Genomic DNA, 19,759 nt, shown 5'->3' on the forward strand with positions numbered 1-19,759 from the left:
AAATTTAACCTATCCCGCTAACACCGAGAGCAGTATTCCTTGATCTACCGTTTTCTGAAAAAATTTGCTTTGATACTGCCATTTTGCGCAATGAGCCTGCTGGCACTGCTGCCATCGGCTTTTGCCCAGCGCGCTGACAGCAAAAACGACGCGCCGGCCTATTTCCCACCTGCCAGTGAGTTTTTTACCCGCATAAGCGATCGACAGCAAATTCCCGACAATATTGTCACTAAACTGGCGCAGGACAGTTATGGTCGCTTGTGGATTGGCAGTACCGGCGGCCTTATCCGCTATGATGGTTATCGCTTTAGACTTTATGTGCAAGCCGATCAGCATTTGCTGCAAAGTAAAAATCTCAGTAATAATGTTATTGCCGGTAATTTTGTCAGGGATCTGTTTCACGCAAATGATGGCACCTTATGGCTGGCTACCGCTCCTGGTGGTATTCAACGTTATGAAAGTAGCAACGACAGTTTCTATCAACCCAAAATTACCGCACCAGGCATAGCTGATGATTTTGGCCAACAGGTACAGGCCATAACCGAAGATAGCAATGGCAATATCTGGCTGGCAGGAAATCAGGGGATAGTACTGCTAAGTCAGAATGGTCAGGTGTTGCAGTTTGTGCCTCCACAGGCTGAGCTGCAAGACATCCGGGCACTATTAACAGACCTGCAGGGTAACTTATGGATAGGCAGTCGTTATGGCTTGTTTCTGTTAACCCCGGGTAGCGCCGGACCACAGCAAATACAAACGCCGGACACGGAACTGGGTCAGGTATTAACCCTGGCCAGGGTGGCAAATGAAATCTGGCTGGGGACCTCGGGTGCCGGAGTCTTTGCTATTGAGCCTAACCGCAGCCTCAGAAATGTGACAAAGACGATTGAGGCCGACAATACACCAGGCCCGATATACGATATTCTGCAAATTAACGATGATGAGGTATGGCTGGCAGGCTTTGCTGGAATTATGCGGCTAAGCACGTCCAGGCAAACGCTGCTGGGTCATTATCAGCATGATATTTCAGATCCCTTTAGCCTGGCTCATGAGGATGTTCGTACATTACTGAAAGATCGGGCCGGTAAAATTTGGCTTGGCGGTTATGGCGGCGGCCTGCAGCGCTTTGACGGTCAGGCGGGCGTCAGCACGCTGCGACATAGTCTGGTAGATGATAACAGCATTAGCAGTGGCAATATCAGCAGCATTCTCGAATTAGCTAATGGCCAGATCTGGCTGGGTAGCCGGGGCAAAGGCGTAGATGTAATTGATCCGGTCAGCGGCATTGTAGCGCGGCACACGCCACAAGCGAATACCCCCGGTAAATTGGAGCATGGCTGGATAACCGCAATGGTCGAACAAGCCGATGGCACTATCTGGCTGGGGGTGAACCCGGGGCAGCTCTATCGTTATAATCCGGCTAGCGGCCAGTTTACAATATTAGGACCAGAACACGGTATCTGGCGCACCAATGTCCGAACGCTGTTCATTGATAGTCAGCAACGACTCTGGCTGGGTAGCAGTACTGGCGTGGCATTATGGCACACACAGCAGCAACGCTTTGTCCGGATCAAACAGACCAACGGTGAACCGTTGCAGGATTACATTAACGCTATCGTAGAGGATCATGACGGCAATATCTGGCTTGGCACTGGTGCCAGTGGGCTTTATCTTATTAAACCTGCTACTGAGACTATACCTACCGGACTGGAAATTGAAGGCAACGCGCTAAGCAGTATTAATGGGATGCTTAACGACAGTGAGAACCGCTTATGGCTGGATACGCCGACGGGTTTGTATCAGTTTAACTATGTACAATATCGACAACAAAAACCGGCTCTGAGTAAAGTAAGCTTTGCTAATAGCAGTCTTTCTGAAGATTTTGGCGCCAATTTACTGGAAGATAAGCAAGGCAATATCTGGACAGCAAAATACCGGTTTCATCCGGCAACGAACCAGTTGTATCGGCTTACCCCGGCGGATGGTGTCGATATCGGCACCCCCTGGTATCGCGCCTATACCAAAACCCATAACGGCTTATTATTGTATGGCGGCATTAGCGGTCTGTTAGTCATCGACCCCGACCAGTTCAGCACCTGGCAGTATCAGCCACCGGTGTTATTGTCAGAACTTAAAGTGCAGGGTCGCAGCCGGCAACTGGCACCTGAGCAGCAGTCGGTAATCCTTAATGCCGACGAACGCAGTTTCAGTGTTGAATTCAGCGCTTTGGATTTATCGGCGCCGCAACAATTACAATATCGCTACCGGCTGCAGGGCCTGGATCAGGACTGGCAGTTTTCGGATGCCAGCCAGCGGATTGCCAGTTATACCAATCTGTGGCCCGGCAACTACACGTTGCAAGTTCAGGCTACTAACCGCGCAGGGCAATGGAGCGATCGTCAAACAGAACTGCAACTCACGGTAAAACCGGCATTCTGGCAACATTGGTGGTTTGTGCTGATGATAATTTTTAGCCTGTTGCTGGCAATATTCCTGTTGGTGAAGGTACGGACGCGGGTGGCTAAATTACAGGCCAGGGAATTGTCCAGGCTGGTAGAAGAGCGCAGTCAGCAATTAAAAGTGGCCCAGCAAAGCCTGCTGGAAAACGAAAAGATGGCTGCCTTAGGCCAGACGGTGGCGGGGGTAGCCCATGAAATTAATACACCCGTAGGCGTTAGCATTACTGCCAGCAGTGCTTTAGCTGGAAAGTTGATTGACTTAAAACAGCATTTCGACAATAAAACGCTCAGTGCCAAGGCCTTCAGTCAGTTTATTAACGACAGCGAACAACACCTGAGCCTGATTAGCTATAACTTGCAGCGCGCGGCAGATCTGGTGACCCAGTTTAAACAGCTGGCCGTAAATGAAAGTGCCACCGATACGGTGGTTATTAAGCTTAAGCCCTGGCTACAGCACCTGGTTGCCAGGCTTAACCCACCTAATGCCGCCATTGGCATCATTTTGCAGTGTCCGGATAATCTGACCCTGCAATTGCGGGCAAGTGCGCTTGCCACCGTGCTGACTCACTTATTGGAAAACGCCTTATTGCATGCATTTGAACCAGATGATCACGGTGAAATACGGCTGGAAATTCACTGCAGCAATCAGCAATTACTTATTAAAGTTGCCGATAACGGCAAAGGCATCGATGCCAGTGTGCAGGATATTGTTTTTAATCCTTTTGTTACCACTCGGCGGGCCAGCCATAGCAAAGGGCTGGGGTTGCATCTATGCTACAATCTGATTACTCAGGTACTGCAGGGTAGCATTGAAATGCAAACCACCGTGGACAAAGGGACTGAATTTAACCTGGTTATTCCACTGCCATCTGATCAAGCACAATGATGAGCATGAGGGTCGAAACCTGATATGACCAAAACATTAAATGACTGAAACATCAAGTGAGCAACGAAATGAAAATCTGGGTTGATGCCGATGCCTGTCCGGTGGTCATTAAAGACATTTTATTCAGAGCCGCCATCAAACGGCAGATCAGTACAACTCTGGTGGCCAATCAATTAGTCCGGGTGCCGCCCTCGCCTTTTCTCAGCAGTTTGCAAGTGGCACAGGGTTTTGATGAAGCTGACAATGAGATAGTGCGTCGTTGTCAGCCAGGCGATCTGGTGATTACCGCCGATATTCCATTGGCAGCCGACGTGCTGGCTAAAGGTGGCCACGCTCTTAATCCGCGTGGCGAACTGTATAGCCCCGATACCATTAAACAAAAGCTGACTATGCGTGACTTTATGGATACCTTGCGCGGCAGCGGGGTGCATACAGGAGGACCGCCGCCAATGAACCAGAGCGATCGGCAGGCGTTTGCCAATAAGCTGGATACGCTATTACAAAGACATCAGGCTTGATAAGCCATTTATACTTTAAACCGACCAACCTGTTCACTAACAACTTGCACCAATTGTTGTACCCGATTACCGTCATTGCCGGTATTGCGAGCCAGATCAGATAACTCTGCGGCATTTTGACTAATACCATTTACTGTCTGATTAACATGCTCAGAAACCGTTGATTGCTGTTCTGTCGCCGCAGCAATCTGGATAGCCATGTCATTAATATTCGCAATACCGGACACAATGCGATCCAGATACTGACTGGCTGACGCGGCATGTTGCTCAGTTTCGGACACTTGTTTTTTAGCGTTGTTCATGGCGTTTACTGAGTCGCTAACACCGGTTTGCAATCGCATAATCATATCGTGAATATCTTTGGTCGATTGCTGTGTTCGTGATGCCAGCGTTCTAACCTCATCAGCAACAACCGCAAAGCCACGACCAGCATCGCCTGCCCTGGCCGCCTCAATTGCTGCATTCAATGCCAGTAAATTGGTTTGATCAGCAATACCGCCGATAACTTCAAGTACCGAAACAATGTTACGGCTTTCTGCCTCCAGCTTATTAATTGCCTGCACCACCTGCTCAATATCACGTGCCAGCACACCAATTTCACCCATGGACTGGCGGATCACTTTGCCTGAGCTATCTGCATCAGTATTGGCCTGCTCTGTTGCATCACTGGTTAACGCAGCATTTCCGGCAATCTCCTGCACCGCGTGCTGCATCTGATGAATGGCGGTCAGCACCTGTTCAATATTACCGGTCTGCTGTTCGGCTTTAGCGCTGGTTTGACTGGTTTTTTCAGCAATATTTGCAGATGCATCCTCCAAATCTGCTAAGTGACGCTGTACCTGCTGCATCATCATTTGTAGCGTAGCGATAAAATCGTTAGTTCGCTTTGCCACATCTCCAATTTCATTGTCACTGCTCACCGGGATACGACGGGTCAAATCGCCACCGACACTGGCCAGGTCGCTAACCATATTTTTTAACTGTGCCAATGGTTTAACGATAAGTCTCGGACTAAATATAACGGTTATGATTGCAATGCTAAAGGCAATGATCACCAGTAGTATGGTCAGGTTCTTTTGCAAACTTACATACGAACTCAGCTCGCGTTCTAATATCACCAGGCGATCTTCAATTCGTTCACCTAAGCCATTGTATTCTTCGCGTAAAGTCGCAAATGCTATACCTTCAGCACCGGTGATCAGCGCTCTTGCTTCAGTAATATTATTCTGTTTTGCAAAACCAATAACTTGATCTGCAGCCGTTCGCCAGCGGTTAAACACCTGCATAAATTCTGCAGCAGGCATCACGCGCACGTCGTGATCGCGAACTAATGCCGCCGCGTTTTCCATCCGATCAAATGCTTGCTTCACATTATCGGTAAACTCCTGTTGCACCTCAGTGATATCTTGTCCTTCGCCCGTTAATACCACATATTCACGTAGTGCCAGTTCAGCCTGATAAAGATCACGATCCGCATTTAATATTGAGGTAGTAGCCGGACTTAAATTACTAATCGCGACATCTGTCCGGGCGATAACACTATTAATGGTTAGCAGGCTTTTCAAGCCCACTACAGCAATAAGCACAGAGAGGATTAAAATAGGTAAAGAGATCTGCATTTTTACCGAGAGGTTTTTTAGTGTATTCATAATGCGCTTATATCCCCTGACTAAAACGTGCCAAAAGTGGCAAGTTCAGCACTCTTATTAGCAAAGTACTTTCATTAGCATAGTAGAGTTTTACCAACAACCAGACAGTAAATGACAAAATTTATAGTGACGGAACATTCCGCTAGATGTTTGATTATTACAGGGTTTGAAATGAAGAAAGTTTAAGATCTGAGCTGAATGCCTTAACATCGCCAGTAACCGGATCGACAAAGCTTAACGCACAGGCCAGCAACTGCAGTGGCGTGTCAAATTGCGGCAACGATTTAGCCTGCAGTAGCGGGTAATAGTTATCATGCATTATTGGCATGCCAAGGCTAAGCATATGCAAGCGCAGCTGATGGGTTTTGCCAGTGCGCGGCATTAACTCAAACAGTCCCAGCACGCCGGCTTTCGCCACCAGCTTAATATCAGACACCGCATTAACCTCGCCCGGCACAACCGCATTGATAAAGCGGGGGTGACTTTTTTCAATCCGGTTTTCAATATGCCAGTGCTGTGGCAACTCATGCTGTTGTGCCGCCGCCGTTAACATTGCCACAGCCTGATACTGCTTTTGGATAGCCCCCTGACTGAACAATTGATAGTACGCTGGCCGACTGTGCGGATTTACCGAAAAAAGTACCAGTCCTGCGGTATCTCTGTCCAAACGGTGCACCGGCACCATATCGTCAATACCAGTATCACGTTGTAAGCGGGCCAGCAGGCATTCATTAACATAGTCGCCACCCGGAGTTACCGGTAAAAAGTGGGGTTTGTCAGCAACAATAATATGGTCATTCTGAAAGATAATATGATGTGACAGCGGAATCACCGGCTCGGCCGCCACCTCACGGAAATAACACAATCTTTTACTTGGCGAAAAAGGCGTCGAGGGCGTCACCGCATCACCATTAAACCAGAACACTTTGCCATCTGCCATGCGCTGGCGCCAGACCGGTTCGCTGATATATTCAAACCGGCTGCATAAAAACTGCAACACGGTATCCCAGCCCTTATTAATCGCTGGTAAAGTAATTTCAGAGGCCTGACGGGCTATCGACATAACGTGTTCCGGCAAAAATAAGCACTAGATTATCACAGCTGCTGAATAAATTGGCTTATTTGCCCGGCCAGCCAGAGCGGGTCATCCAGCGCAATATCATGACCGGCCCAGCTATGCCGCTGATGCGCGGCCTGAAGATAGTTTGCCAGCGCCACCGAGCATTGCGGATTAACCAGCTTGTCGCCCTGACTACTAATAATCAGTATACGGCAGTCAGGCTTAGCACTTAGCCTGAACCGGCTGGCGGCCAGTAACTGACGCAGCGCATTTGCTGCTGACACCGGTCTTTGCTGCTGCCAACGCTGCCATTGACATACCAGCTGCGGGTCCTGATGAGCCTGTGCCGTGGTCAGCTGTAAAATACATTGTTCACGCGCGCTGGCTGACAGCCATAATAATCTGGCAAGCGCCGGGTAAATTCGCCAGCGTAAGCGTTGGTAAAACGGTGCCAGGGGCCTGGCACTGCTGTTTATTAAAGTTACCGACGCGACTTCTTCAGGAAAAGCCAGCGCCCAGTCGCCTGCCATCATGCCCCCCAGCGACAGTGCCACCAGATGCACCTTACCGTTGAAAGCGGGATGCGACAGCAACTGGCTGCGAACGGACTGACGTAGTGCGTTGACAGTGGATGGCGAACGTTGCTGATACAGCTCACCGCTGCCGGCAAAGTCAAAACCCAGTACAGGGTTAGTTAGTTTTTCAGCCAGCAAAGGACTGAACCGGCCCCAATGGCGCTGCTCGCGGGTTAAGCCACGCAATAACAGTACCGGGGTTAGGTTATCGGTTACTGATACCATAGCTTAGTTGCTGCATTTTCCAGTTGACGGCGGTTGGTTAACGGTAACCAGTTCTGATAAGACAAGGAAGCATTAATTAAAAAATTAATCAGGACCAAATGACTACGCAGCACCCGTTTAACCCGGTGTGGTTTCACCGGATGGAACATGCCAAGGCTGGATAGCAACTGAAACGGATTTTTCCGTACCCAGTTCCAAGAGCCCATTTCAAGCGTTAGCGGCAGCATCATTGTGTGCTGCGCCAGCGCCTGATCGTACAGATAATCCCATAAATCGCCATGACATAAATAATGTTGCGACTGAGGTTCAAATATATAGTTCTGATACGGATAAGTCTGAAAAAACAGCTGACGCAGACGATACATTTCAGCCAGATGCGAAATAGGCTGTTGCGCGCTTTTCGCGTAAGGAAACCAGATCCGATCGGTGCGGCCAAAGCCTGAGTGACAATCCAGCACCAATGAGAACGGCCGGGTAAATAACTCGCGTGAGATATAACTTACCAGAGCCTGGCTTTCAGTTTCCATTTTATCCGCCCGGCCCCGATGCCAGGGTATGGCCCGGCTGAACCGCTGTCCGCCGACCAGCCAAGCCGCGCCTTCCTGGCACTCTACCGGGGCATTGCGCATTAAATCAACACAGTTGCCGTTTGCCCGCCAGCCATTTGCCATGCCAGCGGGATTAAGCAGCGGCACAAAATAAATGCAACAGTGTTCCAGGGTATGTTGTAAACATTTGTCCCAGGGTAGCCTTTCCAGCAGGGTTTGCAGATACGCCAGCACTACCTGGGTACCTATCCGCTCCAGGCCGTGGACACCCCCGACCAGTACTACGGCCGGTAACTTTGGTTCTGGATTACCTAATGCTAACGCATACACCGGCAGTTGCTCAGTCATATGCGGCACTGTGGTCAGTATTTCTGAGCGAAGCGCCTGTGGCGCGCTGGCAATTAATTGCTGCAGCTGTCCAAGCTCCGGCAGCATATCCTGCAGTTGCAACCAAACCTCGAATCAATACCAAAAAAATTTAATTGCCAGCATATCTGATATCCGGCGGCTGAACATGGCAGTTTTATGAAGATTATCACTGGTTTTACCCCGGATTTTCATCCGCTTATCCAGAGCGCGCAGCAAAATTGGCCGTGGCACTTATACTAATGCTTAATCAAGATTGTGGGGACGGTTATGCCGTTAGTCTGTCGGGGAACGTTATTACGCTTTAATCTGTACTACTGGTTAGCCATTTTAGTGCTGAGCCTGCTTGCCTCCTGGCAGGTTGCCGTCATATCAGAAAAGCCTTTTAACTGGACATATTTACCGATGATGCTGGCCAGTGAGCTGGTAGCAATGCTGCTGACAGCGGCATTAGTTATCTGGAGTCATCAACGACTTGCCCAGCAGGCATTCAGCAACTGGCACTTACTGGCGGGCGTGATCGTTGTTGCGGCACTTTATATTCCGGCAGAGAATGCCTTCTGGCTGCTGTTATGGGACAAAGAGGTTGTCGATGCCCGGCTGCTGATTGGCAACCTTGACACCTCAGTGCTGGCATTTTTTGTCTGGACAGCCTGCTTCCTGACGGTGTTATTGTATCAGCAGCAGCTGCAACGGCTGGCTCAAACCACCGAGCTTAGCCAGAAAATCCAGCAACTGGAGCTACAGGCATTAAGTCAGCAGCTTAATCCGCACTTCACTTTTAACGCCCTGAATTCTGTTTGCGCGTTACTGGAAGCAGAGCGCTATGATGATGCCGAAACGATGTCGGAGCAGCTGGCGACATTTTTACGTTATTCACTGAGTAAATCACCCGACAGCCTGGTACAGCTGGCCGATGAGCTGGCCGCTATCGATGCTTATCTGCTGCTGCAGAAAACCCGCTTCGGTGACAAACTGAAAGTTAACTGGCAAATTGATGAACAGTTAAAACGGCAGCGGATCCCAGCTTTACTGTTACAACCGCTGGTGGAAAATGCCATTAAATACGCGGTCGCAACCCGTAAACAGGGCGCCACCATTACCATTGGCGGTAAACGACAGCAGGACAGCCTGCAACTGTGTGTCAGTGATGACGGCCCGGGCTCGCAGTTACAAGCTGATTGCGGCGGTGCCGGGGTCGGGCTGGATAATATTCGTAACCGCCTGCTGCAACATTTTGGCGATAAAGCCCGGCTGGAAATCGGTGCCAGCCCTCAGGGGTTTGCAGTCAGTATCTGCTTGCCATGGCAAACGGCATGACGGCAACAAGCGCTGAACAGCAGCGCCTGGCGGGCTTCTGGTACTGGCATCTGCTGTACTGGTTAAGTTATCTGCTGATCAAGTTTACCCATCTCAACGTGCTGGTACCGCTGCAGGATGAGCTGAGCTGGCCCTATCTGTGGATATATACGCTGGTTACCGTACTGAGTATTCTGCTTACCGGCATTCTGGGCCAGCATGAGTTGGCACAACGGCGACCGTTGCTGGTTCAGTTACGGCGGCTGTTGCTGGTGTTACTGCCCTGGTGGCTGCTAATGGTGTTGCTGCGCCAGTATCTGATTACGACTTATGCATCCGATATGCTGCAGGGTGTCAGTTCCAACCTGAGATTCTTTCTGGCGTTTAATTTGGTGTTATTGCCATTAGCCGGCTGGCTGGCGGTATTTATGCTGCTGAAAACCAACCAGTTGCATTTTGCCGGCCTGGTTAAACAACAACAACTGGCTAAGCAGGCACGCCAGGCCAGATTAAAAGTATTGCGCTATCAGCTGAACCCGCATTTTATGTTCAATACCCTCAATGCCTTAAATGCATTGATCGTGCAGCGCAGCGGCCATGATGCCGAACAGCTGATCCAGCATTTATGTGTCTACCTGCGCCACTCGCTGAGAAATCAGCAGGATGAATTTATTCCGTTACAGCAGGAACTCGACGCGCTAACAGCCTATATGACAATTCAGCAAGTCCGCTTTGGCGAAAGGCTGCAGCTAAGCTGGCAATTACCACAACCGTTACCTGATTTACTGATACCGCCGCTGTTGCTACAACCACTGGCAGAAAATGCTATTCAGTACAGTGTGGCAGAAACTGCCGGCGCGCTGTGTCTGATTATCCGGCTGGAGCAGTCGGCCACACAATTGCAGATCACCCTGGCCCAGCAAGGTGCTGACCCCAACGCCGGCTGGGCTGACACGCAGCGTCCGGCAAACCTGATTAACCTGACTGAGCGATTGCAGCTGCTGTTTGGCCACAGAGCCAGTTTATCCCTTAGTTACAACGCAACGGGCTTTTACAGCCAGCTTAACATTGCCACGGAGGCCCTCTATGACCCAGCCACTTAAAGTGATTATTGCCGACGATGAACCTCTGGCCATCAGCAACCTGAAAGCTAAACTGGCAGTATACTCAAACCTGGAGATTGTCGACTGCTTTGATAATGGTGACGACACCCTACGTTTTTTACAAACCGCCCCTGATATCGATGTGGTTTTTCTGGATATTCAGATGCCGGGGGTTAAAGGCATTGATATTTTACAGCAAACCGGTAAAGGCTCTGCCATGGCAAGACCACTGTATATTCTGGTTACCGCCTACGAGCAATTTGCTTTTGCCGCGTTCGAACATTTTGCCTTTGACTATCTGCTTAAACCGGTGTCACGCCAGCGCCTGGCGCAATCACTGCTGGATGCCAGAACAGCGCTTGATAAACACCCCGAACAACCTCAGCCTGCCCCTGCCAGCAAACTGGCCTTTAAAACCGGTGGCGCCACCCTGTTACTGGACGACATTGAAATTTTGCTGATTGAAGCAGCCGGCAATTATATGTGTATTTATACCCTGAACGAAACGCTGGTTATCCGTGAAACGATGAAAGACTTACTACAACGCCTGCCGGAACAATTTGTTCAGGTCCATCGCTCTACCTTACTGAATCTGCATCATGTCCATAAACTGCAACCCCATAACAATGATTATCAGTTTGTATTAAGCAATGGCAAACTGGTCAATGCCTCCAGGCGTTACAAGCTAAACTGGAGCGGGCAGTTAACTGCGCTTCCTCAAAGCTGAATAATACCGTTTATCCCTGCTCAGCACCGGCTTATCACTTGATAACAACCATGCCACCGCTTACCCCATCGTGGCGGTAATCCTTTCTGATCCTTGCCAAACTAACGCTATGGCAAACGCCATAACCCAGATATCAGAGGACAATACGATGAAAACTACACTTATTTTCGCAGTATCTCTGGCAAGTGCCAGTATGGCAGTACCGGCAAGCGCCGATGTTTTTTACGAAGACAGTTATATCTATAACGCCTTAGTGCAGGTTTGTACCAACACGGCTGACGATGATCGCCGTAGCTTACACAACACTCTGCAGGAATACCGTATCAGCAAACAAAGTGCGGTAGAAAAAATAGTTTGCAATGGCAAATTGTTAACCGATTTTGCAAGGCTTAATCAGGCGACAAAAGTGGTTGCGATGCTTAAGCCGTACGAAGATCGGATCAAAGGCCGTGTCACAATTCATGACGTAGCAGCGCCTGCGGCAAATTAATGCCACAGCTCAAAATCAGCGCGCAGTTACTGCCAAAAGCCGCTACAATAGCGGCTTTTCTACGTCTGACTGTTAAAACATCATGTCACCTGCCATCGGCTTACAAAAAAATGCCATACTCTCTTTGCGCACCGAACAGCTGGCAAAAGCTAAGCGGGTGTTTAACGCCCGTGGCAGCAAAGTGGTGCGCTGCCAGCAGTGTCTGCTGCCGGCCAGCGAATGTATTTGTGCAGCTAAACCTGTAGCCGCCGGCAACTGTGCCTTTTGTTTTATTATGTATACCGGCGAGTGCTACAAGCCAAGTAACACCGGGCGGCTAATTTGCGATGTTATCGCCGATAACCATGCGTTTGTCTGGGACCGCACCCAACCTGATCCGGCATTACTGGCATTATTAACCGACAGCCGTTATGCCCCGGTGCTGGTCTTTCCGCAGCAGTATGCGGTACCAGAGCGCTGCCTGCAGGATACCCATCAGTTAGCGTTAGCTACCCGCGGCAAAATACCATTATTTGTGATGCTGGATGGCACCTGGCGTGAAGCAAAAAAAATGTTTAAAAGTGCTTACCTGGCAAAGTTGCCGGTACTGGGCATTCAGCCCGAGCAGGCATCACGTTATGCCCTGCGCGAAGCCGCTCATTTGCATCAGCTTTGCACTGCTGAAGTAGCCATTGAGGTGCTGGCAATGGCGGGCGAAATAAATGCGGCTAAGTGCCTGGCTGAGTATTTCAGCCAGTTTCGCCGAGCCTATCTGGTTGGCAAGCCACACTTAAATCTAAGCGAATGAACCTAAGCGAACCCGCTAACATTACTGAATAAAAGGCCTATTTTATGAGCAACAACACCCGTGACGTTATTTTAAGCAAGCAGCCGGTAGAGTTATATAAAGTGTTAAAATTTGAAGGGTTATGCAGCAGTGGTGGTGAAGCCAAAGCGGCAGTCGATGCCGGCCTGGTAAAAGTAAACGGGGTGGTGGAAACCCAGAAACGCAAACAGGTAACTGCCGGTGATACCCTTATATTTGGCAGCGAAACCCTGAACCTGAAATCAGCGCAATAAGGTGGCGAAAGCCCGGTTTATAATTACCAGGCTCATATCACTAATTATTAGCCACGCTATCAATATCCGGTATTAGTGACCGGTATTAATGCAATCGCGGCCCTCGGCCTTTGCCCGGTACAGTGCGGTATCGGCCGCGCACAACAACGCCATGCTGGTGCGGTACTGGCCGCTGAATTCTGTTGCAACGCCCTGGCTGACTGAAACACTGGTCGCTGCCGGTAAGCCGGCATCGCGAAACTGTAGTTGCCGTACGGCTTTTTGCACGTCCCGCGCCACCCTCATCGCACCGTCCTGATTATGATTGGGCAGGATCAGGGCAAACTCTTCTCCGCCATAACGGGCGGCAAGTTTCGCCTCCAGCGGCATAGCCTGCATAATCGCAGCCGCCACTTTACGCAGGCAGGCATCGCCCTGAATATGGCCATAGCTATCGTTAAACTGTTTAAAGAAATCGATATCAATAATCACCACGCTAAGTGGCCGACGGTCATCGGTGCATTGTTGCCACTGTTTGTGCAGCTGCTCATCAAAACCACGGCGATTCGTCAGACCGGTTAACGCATCAGTGGTAGCCTGCTGTCGTAATTGCTCACACTCTGCCTTATAGCGGCTTAAATCGCGCATCACCAGCACTAAGCGTGCTTCAGGCTCCGGTAAAAACGACACTGACAGCTCGATGTCTTTCACCACACCATCGGCGCAGCGCAGTGCCATTTCGCTTGGCCCCGCCTGCAAGGATAACACTCGTTTAGCGACCATTTTCACCAGGCCATCATATTGCTGCTGACAGCGGCTGGTTAAAAACTCTGGCCAGCGCCTGCCGATTAACGGCGTACTAATGCAATTAAGTAATAACGCGGCTTTGGCATTGGCACACTCAATGATGCCATCCGGGCTGACAATCAGCACCGCCTCGGCCAGATACTGAATAAAACTGCCAACATCCAGGCCGCTGGCCTGGCCATTTTCATCCGGCCACAGGCTGTCATCGTTCAGCGCCATAGGTTGCAGTAAGGTTTTGTTGTGTGCAGTTTTCATCGGCGTATCTCACTAAATTGGTTTAACTGCTGCCAACTTTAGCTTTTTCTATACGTGTGAACCTTCTGACAACCTTCTGATTTAACCCACTGAATTTAATTGATTTACTTGAAAGAAATTTCTAAATATAACAAGCCCGTCAGCGGGCTTATTATATTTATCTGCTAATTTCAGCGGTTATTGAGGTGGTACATTTTTAACTTCAGGATCCGGGCTTAAGATCATAAGGGTGTTTGTCGTGTTTGTAAGAACAAACTGGAATTTGCTGCTGCCAGCTGTTTGGTCAGTATCAACCATCTGCAATTGCATGCCATCCGCTGATACCGCAACACTGTCAATCACCCCATCAAAAGGAGTGGTAAAACCGGCACCGGAAAATTTCAGGCCTTTGCCAGTATTATCGACCAGCTGATAAGTAATGGTTTCAGCCAGCGTCACGGTCACATCACCATCAATTGGCTGACCGCCACTGTCTAAATAGCTAAATTGGGGTTCACCGTTTACCAGATTAACCATAACCTGAATTAATTCTGAAGCCTGAGGATTGACCATCTGTTTTTCCTTATTTTTGTGATTCAAATTGAAGTGTTAAAAGTTAAAATTTAATACGCCATGTTGCTTCAATAGCATTACAACGTCGGACTGAATATCCAATGCTCCCTGACAGTCAAGCGCTTTAACATAGGGAATGGTAAATTCAGGCTCTTTGTTTTTTTTGACGATATCGGCAAGATCGTTCAGCGCATTTTGACAAAACGTTTGCGCTTCTTGCCGCTGGGTTTTAGACAGTGCTTTTGCTAACAGCAGATAGCTGTTTGATCTGGCCACAATAAAACGAAGATTACTGCTGTTTTCTCTGATCAGTTCCTGATACGCGGCAAGCGCTTGCTGGCTATAGCGGATACTTGTTTGAACATCGCCTCTGGCAAGCAGCTGTTCTGCAGCAGTCAGCCATTGCCTGGCCAGCATCTGCCTGTCTGTCAATGCAGACAAATCTGAGCCATCCTGTTGTAACAACTCAGCCAATTGTGCCGGACTTTGTTTAATATGTTGCACAGAGTTATCCGGCGAAAATTTCAGTGACTGATAAAAAGCGTAGTATTTATTGTTTCGCCAGCGACTGCTGTCGGGGTCTTGCGTAAGTGCTCTGTTGATAATCACAGTAGACGCCTCAACATTACTCAGGGCGTCCGAATGCTGTCCCAGAAAGCCCAGTAAATTTGCAGACAATTGGTAACTACTGACTAATATCTCCAATAAGTAGAGCTCTGCATCATTGCCAGCATTCAACATGGCTTGCTGAATATCATTATGCACAGATACAGCAGCACTGATATCGCCCTGTGCCAGCGCAGCGCTGGCCAGCCAGGAGCGGGTATTAGCAATATCTGCCAGCAGTTTTTTATTGTCTGGCTGCTGTGCTTGCACTAACAACCTTAACCGCAAAGACTCCTGAAAATTCTGCTGCGCAATATCAAATTGTTGACGATTCATAGCCAGCGAGCCCAAGGAGTTGGTGGCATACGACAACTCCATAATGGCATCTGAATCTTCAGGGGCTAACTGATACATGCGCTCGCTATACTGGTAATAGCGCTGAAACTCAGGCTGAGTGCCCTGCCAGTTGCTGGCATCGTATTGTATTTGCCCGAGCCAGAACGCATTGGCACCGAGTGTTTTTAACAGCTCTAAATTATCGGGCTGCTGCGCCAATACTGCTTCTAACTGCACTCTGGCGGCTTGTAATGCTGCTACTGCTTCGTCGGTTTTACCGCGCGAGTAGGCCACCTCGCCCATGGCCTCTAAGGTTTGGCCGTGCTGTAACCTGGCAGCAATACTTAAACTGCTGTCATCAGCGGAGTAATCAGTAAAATATTCCAGCGCTTTATTGCTGATACCGTCGAGTAAGTCCATGCGGCCGATGCTGCGCAGTTTGTCGGCAAACTCGCCGACCATAAACCCCAGCAGGTTTTCTGCCGCCAGGCGCTTTTGCTGGGCCTGCTGCTCAGCATTAAAACTGCGCACGCCCATGGTCACCGCTGTCACAGTAAGTAGGCACAACATGGTAAAGGTCGCGCGCCGGCTCCAGCGTTTTAACCGGGCTTTGTTGCTGGATGCCTGAATAAATTCCCGCTCTTCGGGGTCTAGCTGAAATAAACGGTTTTGCTTTAGTAACAGCGCTTCTTGCAGCGGTTTGCCCTCAGCCAGTAAATAAGCGTTGTTACGTTGCTCACTTTGCCAGCGCTGGCTTAAATGCAGCAAACGGCTTTTTACGCTTAAGCTGTCAAAGTGTTCGGATATCCAGGCGGTGGCGCGCGGCCAGCGCCTTAGCAGCGCTTCGTGCGCGATACTAAAACTAGGCTCGCCGTGTTGCAGGTTAGACACAAACAAACGCTGCTCGATCATGGTATTGACCAGTGCCCGCTCGGCATCGGTGTGCAGCTGCTGGAGCCTGGCACTGCGGCTGGTAATGCTTTGCTCGTCTTCACGCAACGTTACCAGCAATGACAACACCTGCGGCAGGGCATTTTGCTCGATGTTGCTTAAGCCTTTAATGGCTTGTTCGGCATTTTTACCAATTGCGCCCTCAATGCCGCCCAGCGCGTTATACACGGACAACAGTAATTTATTGTCCTCGCTACGCTGCAAGTACAGCTGCTGCAAGGTGTATTGCAACATCGGCAAGGCATCGGGATTACTGGCTGCTTCCTGCACCAGTACTTCATCCAGCCCCTGCGCTGTCGCGGGGTCGGTGTCAAAGCTAAGGCCGGCGGCCAGCGCCGGTAAGCGGATCATTTGCAGTAAATCGGCACGGCCGGGGGCGGCTAAGTCAAAATGCGCGCCCTTTGCTTTACCCGCCATTAAGCTTGGGTAACCCACCAGATCGGGATAAAACTCGTTGCGACACGCGCTTAGCACCAGCACAGCGCCACTGCTGGCCAGTTGCTCCAATAGCCCAACAAAGTCGCTGCGCTGTTGCTCACTAAACAGAGGCGACGATAACAATACTTCCAGGCGGTCGACGAACAGCGCAAAACGCCGGGTGTACTGCCTGCCATTGGCTAGCAGCTGACGGCACTGCTGCAGCAGCGCGTCACTTTGGTGTTGTAGTTTATCCGCCAGGCTAGCGGCACTATCACCGGCAAACACCGGACTGTCGTTTAGCTCCCAATCCAGCAACGCACTGGCCAGGCTGCTAAATAACTGGTCTTTGCTGACATCGGCCAAATCCAGGCTGCTGTAAGATAGCACTTCAACGCCATTAAAGCCGCCCGGTTGCATCAGGTTAGGCATAACCCCGGCATTAATTAATGATGATTTACCGCTGCCACTGGGGCCGAGCAGCAGGCAAAAATCGCGGCCGAATTTAATTTGCTGTGCGATACGGCTAAGTAGCGTATCAATTTGTGCGCCACGACCAAAAAACACGCTGGCAAAACGCGCGTCATAGGCCTGCAAGCCCGGAAACGGCGAGCCTTGCTGCCAGCTGTGCTCGCTAACACTTTGCTGCTGCCCCAGTGGAAAACGCACTTCTGCCAGCGTGCGGTAACCGCGTTTGCGGATGGTTTCAATATAACTGGGGTTGGTGGCGTTATCACCCAACGCTTTACGTAGCTGGGTCAGTATTTTATGCAGCGGATTATCGCCTGTGGCAGTTCCCGGCCAGCAGTGACTGACAATATCATCGGTAGTGAATACTTCACCCGGCTTACTGCACAACAACACCAGTACATCCATCGCTTTAGGCTCAAGCTGTTGCTGCTGCTTGCCCTGGCGCAATAAGTTGGCTGCCGGCTCTACCTGCCAGGCACCAAAGAAAAATGACTCACTCATAAAAGACTTTTTAATAACGACTATGCCCTAAACATATCACGCCGGGCTAATTTAGTTTAGTGCTTAATACGGGCATAACGTGACGGAGCTAACCGTGCTTACAGCTATAAAAAAGGCAGCCTAACGGCTGCCTGGGGTCAACTGACCACGTAGCGAAACAATTTAAGCAACCAATCGTTTAAAACTGATTCATGGTGTTGTCTTTACCACCGGCTTTTAACGCTGCTTCGCCTGAGAAGTACTCTTTGTGATCATCACCAATGTCTGAACCCGACATGTTCTGGTGTTTGACACAGGCAATACCCTCGCGGATTTCTTTACGTTGCACGCCGGCGACATAACCCAGCATACCGGCTTCACCAAAATACTCTTTTGCCAGGTTGTCGGTAGACAAGGCAGCAGTATGGTACGTTGGCAAGGTAATTAAGTGGTGGAAAATACCGGCATCGCGAGCCGCATCGGCCTGGAAAGTACGAATACGCTCATCCGCTTCCTGTGCCAGTTCCGTGCTGTCGTATTCGGCGCTCATTAATGCCTTACGATCGTACTGGCCGACATCTTTACCGGCTTTCTCCCAGGCATCAAACACCTGCTGGCGGAAATTCAGGGTCCAGTTAAAGGACGGACTGTTGTTATATACCAGCTTAGCGTTTGGCACCACTTCACGAATACGGTTTACCATTTCAGCAATCTGGCCAACGTGCGGTTTCTCGGTTTCAATCCACAGCAAGTCGGCGCCGTTCTGCAGTGAGGTAATACAATCGAGCACGACCCGGTCAATACCACTGCCTTTTTTAAACTGAAACAGGCCACTGGCTAAACGTTTTGGTTTTAACAGTTTGCCGTCAGCTTTTACCACCACATCGCCATTAGCAATATCGTCAGCACCGCTAATCACATCACCATCCAGGAAGCTGTTATATAAGTCGCCTAAATCGCCCGGCTCGTTGGTTACTGCAATTTGTTTAGTTAAACCTGCGCCCAGAGAGTCGGTGCGGGCCACGATAATGCCGTTATCAATGCCCAGCTCTAAAAAGGCGTAGCGTACGGCGTTAATTTTGGCCAGAAAATCGGCATGTGGCACGGTGACCTTGCCATCCTGGTGTCCACATTGCTTTTCATCCGACACCTGGTTTTCAATCTGGATTGCACAGGCACCGGCTTCGATCATTTTCTTTGCCAGTAAGTAGGTCGCTTCGGCGTTACCAAAACCGGCGTCAATGTCGGCAATAATTGGCACCACGTGGGTGTCGAAATTATCTATTTTCGCCTGGATCTCAGCTTTTTTGGCTGCATCGGTCGCGTCGTCCAACTGGCGGAATAAGCCACCCAGTTCACGGGCATCCGCCTGGCGCAAAAAGGTGTACAACTCTTCAATTAATGCAGGAACTGAGGTTTTCTCATGCATGGACTGATCAGGCAGTGGCCCAAACTCCGAGCGTAATGCGGCAATCATCCAACCCGACAAATACAGGTACTTTTTCTTTGTGGTACCGAAATGTTTCTTGATAGCGATCATTTTTTGCTGGCCAATAAAACCATGCCAGCAGCCTAATGACTGAGTGTACTGACTGGTATCACCGTCATAAGCTTCCATGTCAGCGCGCATAATGTCTGCCGTGTACTGAGCGATGTCCAGTCCCGTTTTAAAGCGGTTTTGCAGTTTCATCCGTGCGGCGTATTCCGGGCTAATCGCGTTCCAGGCAGAACCGACCTCTTTGCATACGTTGTCGAAGTGTCTGATATCATCTTGATAAGCTGTCATGGCCGTTTCCTTTTCTAAAACTGTTGTGCGGGTTGTTGTCATTCACTATAGATAACAAAACAACAATTCATCCAGCTGATTTTTATGATGCTCATCATTTTCCTTGTGAATACCAAGTTGCGCTTGACGAGCACAGCCCAGCCAATGTTATGATTCAA

General features: G+C 49.7%; 16 protein-coding genes. 8 read left to right on the forward strand and 8 right to left on the reverse strand.

Annotated elements, in window-relative coordinates; translation table 11 throughout:
- The first annotated feature begins 39 nt into the window (after positions 1–39).
- Together B2X65_RS12285 and B2X65_RS12290 are read left to right on the forward strand one after the other, a co-directional pair.
- Positions 40–3,342, forward strand: coding sequence for a sensor histidine kinase (locus B2X65_RS12285; protein ID WP_290612880.1), 3,303 nt, complete (start codon positions 40–42; stop codon positions 3,340–3,342).
- Positions 3,343–3,410: 68 nt separating this feature from the next.
- On the forward strand, positions 3,411–3,860 hold the full coding sequence (locus B2X65_RS12290; protein ID WP_290612881.1) for a YaiI/YqxD family protein: 450 nt from the start codon (positions 3,411–3,413) through the stop codon (positions 3,858–3,860).
- An 8-nt stretch (positions 3,861–3,868) separates the two neighbouring features.
- On the opposite strand, the gene B2X65_RS12295 is transcribed toward B2X65_RS12290, so the two are convergent.
- The 4 genes from B2X65_RS12295 to B2X65_RS12310 all read right to left on the reverse strand — a co-directional run bounded on the left by B2X65_RS12295 (position 3,869) and on the right by B2X65_RS12310 (position 8,367).
- Positions 3,869–5,509, reverse strand: a complete 1,641-nt coding sequence (locus B2X65_RS12295; protein WP_290612882.1) for a methyl-accepting chemotaxis protein — start codon at positions 5,507–5,509, stop codon at positions 3,869–3,871.
- A gap of 157 nt (positions 5,510–5,666) precedes the next feature.
- Positions 5,667–6,572 (reverse strand): pseudouridine synthase, encoded by a 906-nt coding sequence (locus B2X65_RS12300; protein WP_290612884.1) that lies wholly within the window; start codon positions 6,570–6,572, stop codon positions 5,667–5,669.
- 32 nt (positions 6,573–6,604) lie between these two features.
- Complete coding sequence (locus B2X65_RS12305) at positions 6,605–7,369, reverse strand: alpha/beta fold hydrolase (protein ID WP_290612886.1); 765 nt, start codon at positions 7,367–7,369, stop codon at positions 6,605–6,607.
- Positions 7,357–8,367 (reverse strand): M14 family zinc carboxypeptidase, encoded by a 1,011-nt coding sequence (locus B2X65_RS12310; RefSeq protein ID WP_290612888.1) that lies wholly within the window; start codon positions 8,365–8,367, stop codon positions 7,357–7,359. The genes B2X65_RS12305 and B2X65_RS12310 overlap by 13 nt, the downstream gene beginning before the upstream one ends.
- A 186-nt stretch (positions 8,368–8,553) precedes the next feature.
- Here B2X65_RS12310 and B2X65_RS12315 point away from each other — a divergent pair, with 186 nt between their 5' ends.
- The 6 genes from B2X65_RS12315 (at position 8,554) to B2X65_RS12340 (ending at position 12,961) form a co-directional block, all read left to right on the forward strand.
- Positions 8,554–9,603 carry a sensor histidine kinase gene (locus tag B2X65_RS12315; protein WP_290612890.1) on the forward strand — a complete coding sequence of 350 codons (1,050 nt, stop codon included), beginning with the start codon at positions 8,554–8,556 and terminating at the stop codon, positions 9,601–9,603.
- Positions 9,600–10,685: a sensor histidine kinase gene (locus tag B2X65_RS12320; RefSeq protein WP_290612892.1), complete on the forward strand. Its 1,086-nt coding sequence runs from the start codon at positions 9,600–9,602 to the stop codon at positions 10,683–10,685. The genes B2X65_RS12315 and B2X65_RS12320 overlap by 4 nt, the downstream gene beginning before the upstream one ends.
- Entirely contained in the window at positions 10,669–11,412 is a 744-nt protein-coding gene (locus B2X65_RS12325; protein WP_290612894.1) for a LytR/AlgR family response regulator transcription factor, read from the forward strand. Before B2X65_RS12320 ends, B2X65_RS12325 begins: the two co-directional genes overlap by 17 nt.
- Before the next feature lie 148 nt (positions 11,413–11,560).
- Positions 11,561–11,902 (forward strand): DUF3718 domain-containing protein, encoded by a 342-nt coding sequence (locus B2X65_RS12330; RefSeq protein WP_290612896.1) that lies wholly within the window; start codon positions 11,561–11,563, stop codon positions 11,900–11,902.
- 82 nt (positions 11,903–11,984) lie between these two features.
- On the forward strand, positions 11,985–12,689 hold the full coding sequence (locus B2X65_RS12335; protein WP_290612898.1) for a tRNA-uridine aminocarboxypropyltransferase: 705 nt from the start codon (positions 11,985–11,987) through the stop codon (positions 12,687–12,689).
- A gap of 44 nt (positions 12,690–12,733) precedes the next feature.
- Positions 12,734–12,961, forward strand: a complete 228-nt coding sequence (locus tag B2X65_RS12340) for an RNA-binding S4 domain-containing protein (RefSeq protein WP_290612900.1) — start codon at positions 12,734–12,736, stop codon at positions 12,959–12,961.
- 72 nt (positions 12,962–13,033) lie between these two features.
- Here the strand turns inward: B2X65_RS12340 and B2X65_RS12345 are convergent, their stop codons facing one another.
- From B2X65_RS12345 to B2X65_RS12360, 4 genes are all read right to left on the reverse strand, one after another.
- The gene (locus B2X65_RS12345) at positions 13,034–14,002 is read right to left on the reverse strand and encodes a sensor domain-containing diguanylate cyclase (RefSeq protein WP_290612902.1); all 969 of its coding nucleotides are present in this window, start codon (positions 14,000–14,002) and stop codon (positions 13,034–13,036) included.
- Between the two features lie 177 nt (positions 14,003–14,179).
- Positions 14,180–14,554 (reverse strand): DP-EP family protein, encoded by a 375-nt coding sequence (locus B2X65_RS12350; protein ID WP_290612904.1) that lies wholly within the window; start codon positions 14,552–14,554, stop codon positions 14,180–14,182.
- A 36-nt stretch (positions 14,555–14,590) separates the two neighbouring features.
- Positions 14,591–17,836, reverse strand: coding sequence for a winged helix-turn-helix domain-containing protein (locus tag B2X65_RS12355; RefSeq protein WP_290612906.1), 3,246 nt, complete (start codon positions 17,834–17,836; stop codon positions 14,591–14,593).
- A 178-nt stretch (positions 17,837–18,014) separates the two neighbouring features.
- A complete protein-coding gene (locus B2X65_RS12360) occupies positions 18,015–19,601 on the reverse strand; it encodes an isocitrate lyase (RefSeq protein WP_290612908.1) in 1,587 nt (528 codons plus the stop codon).
- Positions 19,602–19,759 lie beyond the last annotated feature (158 nt).

Source organism: Arsukibacterium sp. UBA3155, from assembly GCA_002364615.1.
GTDB lineage: Bacteria > Pseudomonadota > Gammaproteobacteria > Enterobacterales > Alteromonadaceae > Alishewanella.

What these genes read in the sequence shown, in the direction of transcription:
- B2X65_RS12355 (WP_290612906.1), bottom strand. Translation starts at nt 17,836, where the DNA reads ATGAGTGAGTCATTTTTCTTTGGTGCCTGGCAGGTAGAGCCGGCAGCC.
- B2X65_RS12335 (WP_290612898.1), top strand. Translation starts at nt 11,985, where the DNA reads ATGTCACCTGCCATCGGCTTACAAAAAAATGCCATACTCTCTTTGCGC.
- B2X65_RS12295 (WP_290612882.1), bottom strand. Translation starts at nt 5,509, where the DNA reads ATGAATACACTAAAAAACCTCTCGGTAAAAATGCAGATCTCTTTACCT.
- B2X65_RS12325 (WP_290612894.1), top strand. Translation starts at nt 10,669, where the DNA reads ATGACCCAGCCACTTAAAGTGATTATTGCCGACGATGAACCTCTGGCC.
- B2X65_RS12305 (WP_290612886.1), bottom strand. Translation starts at nt 7,369, where the DNA reads ATGGTATCAGTAACCGATAACCTAACCCCGGTACTGTTATTGCGTGGC.
- B2X65_RS12315 (WP_290612890.1), top strand. Translation starts at nt 8,554, where the DNA reads ATGCCGTTAGTCTGTCGGGGAACGTTATTACGCTTTAATCTGTACTAC.
- B2X65_RS12300 (WP_290612884.1), bottom strand. Translation starts at nt 6,572, where the DNA reads ATGTCGATAGCCCGTCAGGCCTCTGAAATTACTTTACCAGCGATTAAT.
- B2X65_RS12360 (WP_290612908.1), bottom strand. Translation starts at nt 19,601, where the DNA reads ATGACAGCTTATCAAGATGATATCAGACACTTCGACAACGTATGCAAA.
- B2X65_RS12320 (WP_290612892.1), top strand. Translation starts at nt 9,600, where the DNA reads ATGACGGCAACAAGCGCTGAACAGCAGCGCCTGGCGGGCTTCTGGTAC.
- B2X65_RS12330 (WP_290612896.1), top strand. Translation starts at nt 11,561, where the DNA reads ATGAAAACTACACTTATTTTCGCAGTATCTCTGGCAAGTGCCAGTATG.
- B2X65_RS12350 (WP_290612904.1), bottom strand. Translation starts at nt 14,554, where the DNA reads ATGGTCAATCCTCAGGCTTCAGAATTAATTCAGGTTATGGTTAATCTG.
- B2X65_RS12345 (WP_290612902.1), bottom strand. Translation starts at nt 14,002, where the DNA reads ATGAAAACTGCACACAACAAAACCTTACTGCAACCTATGGCGCTGAAC.
- B2X65_RS12290 (WP_290612881.1), top strand. Translation starts at nt 3,411, where the DNA reads ATGAAAATCTGGGTTGATGCCGATGCCTGTCCGGTGGTCATTAAAGAC.
- B2X65_RS12340 (WP_290612900.1), top strand. Translation starts at nt 12,734, where the DNA reads ATGAGCAACAACACCCGTGACGTTATTTTAAGCAAGCAGCCGGTAGAG.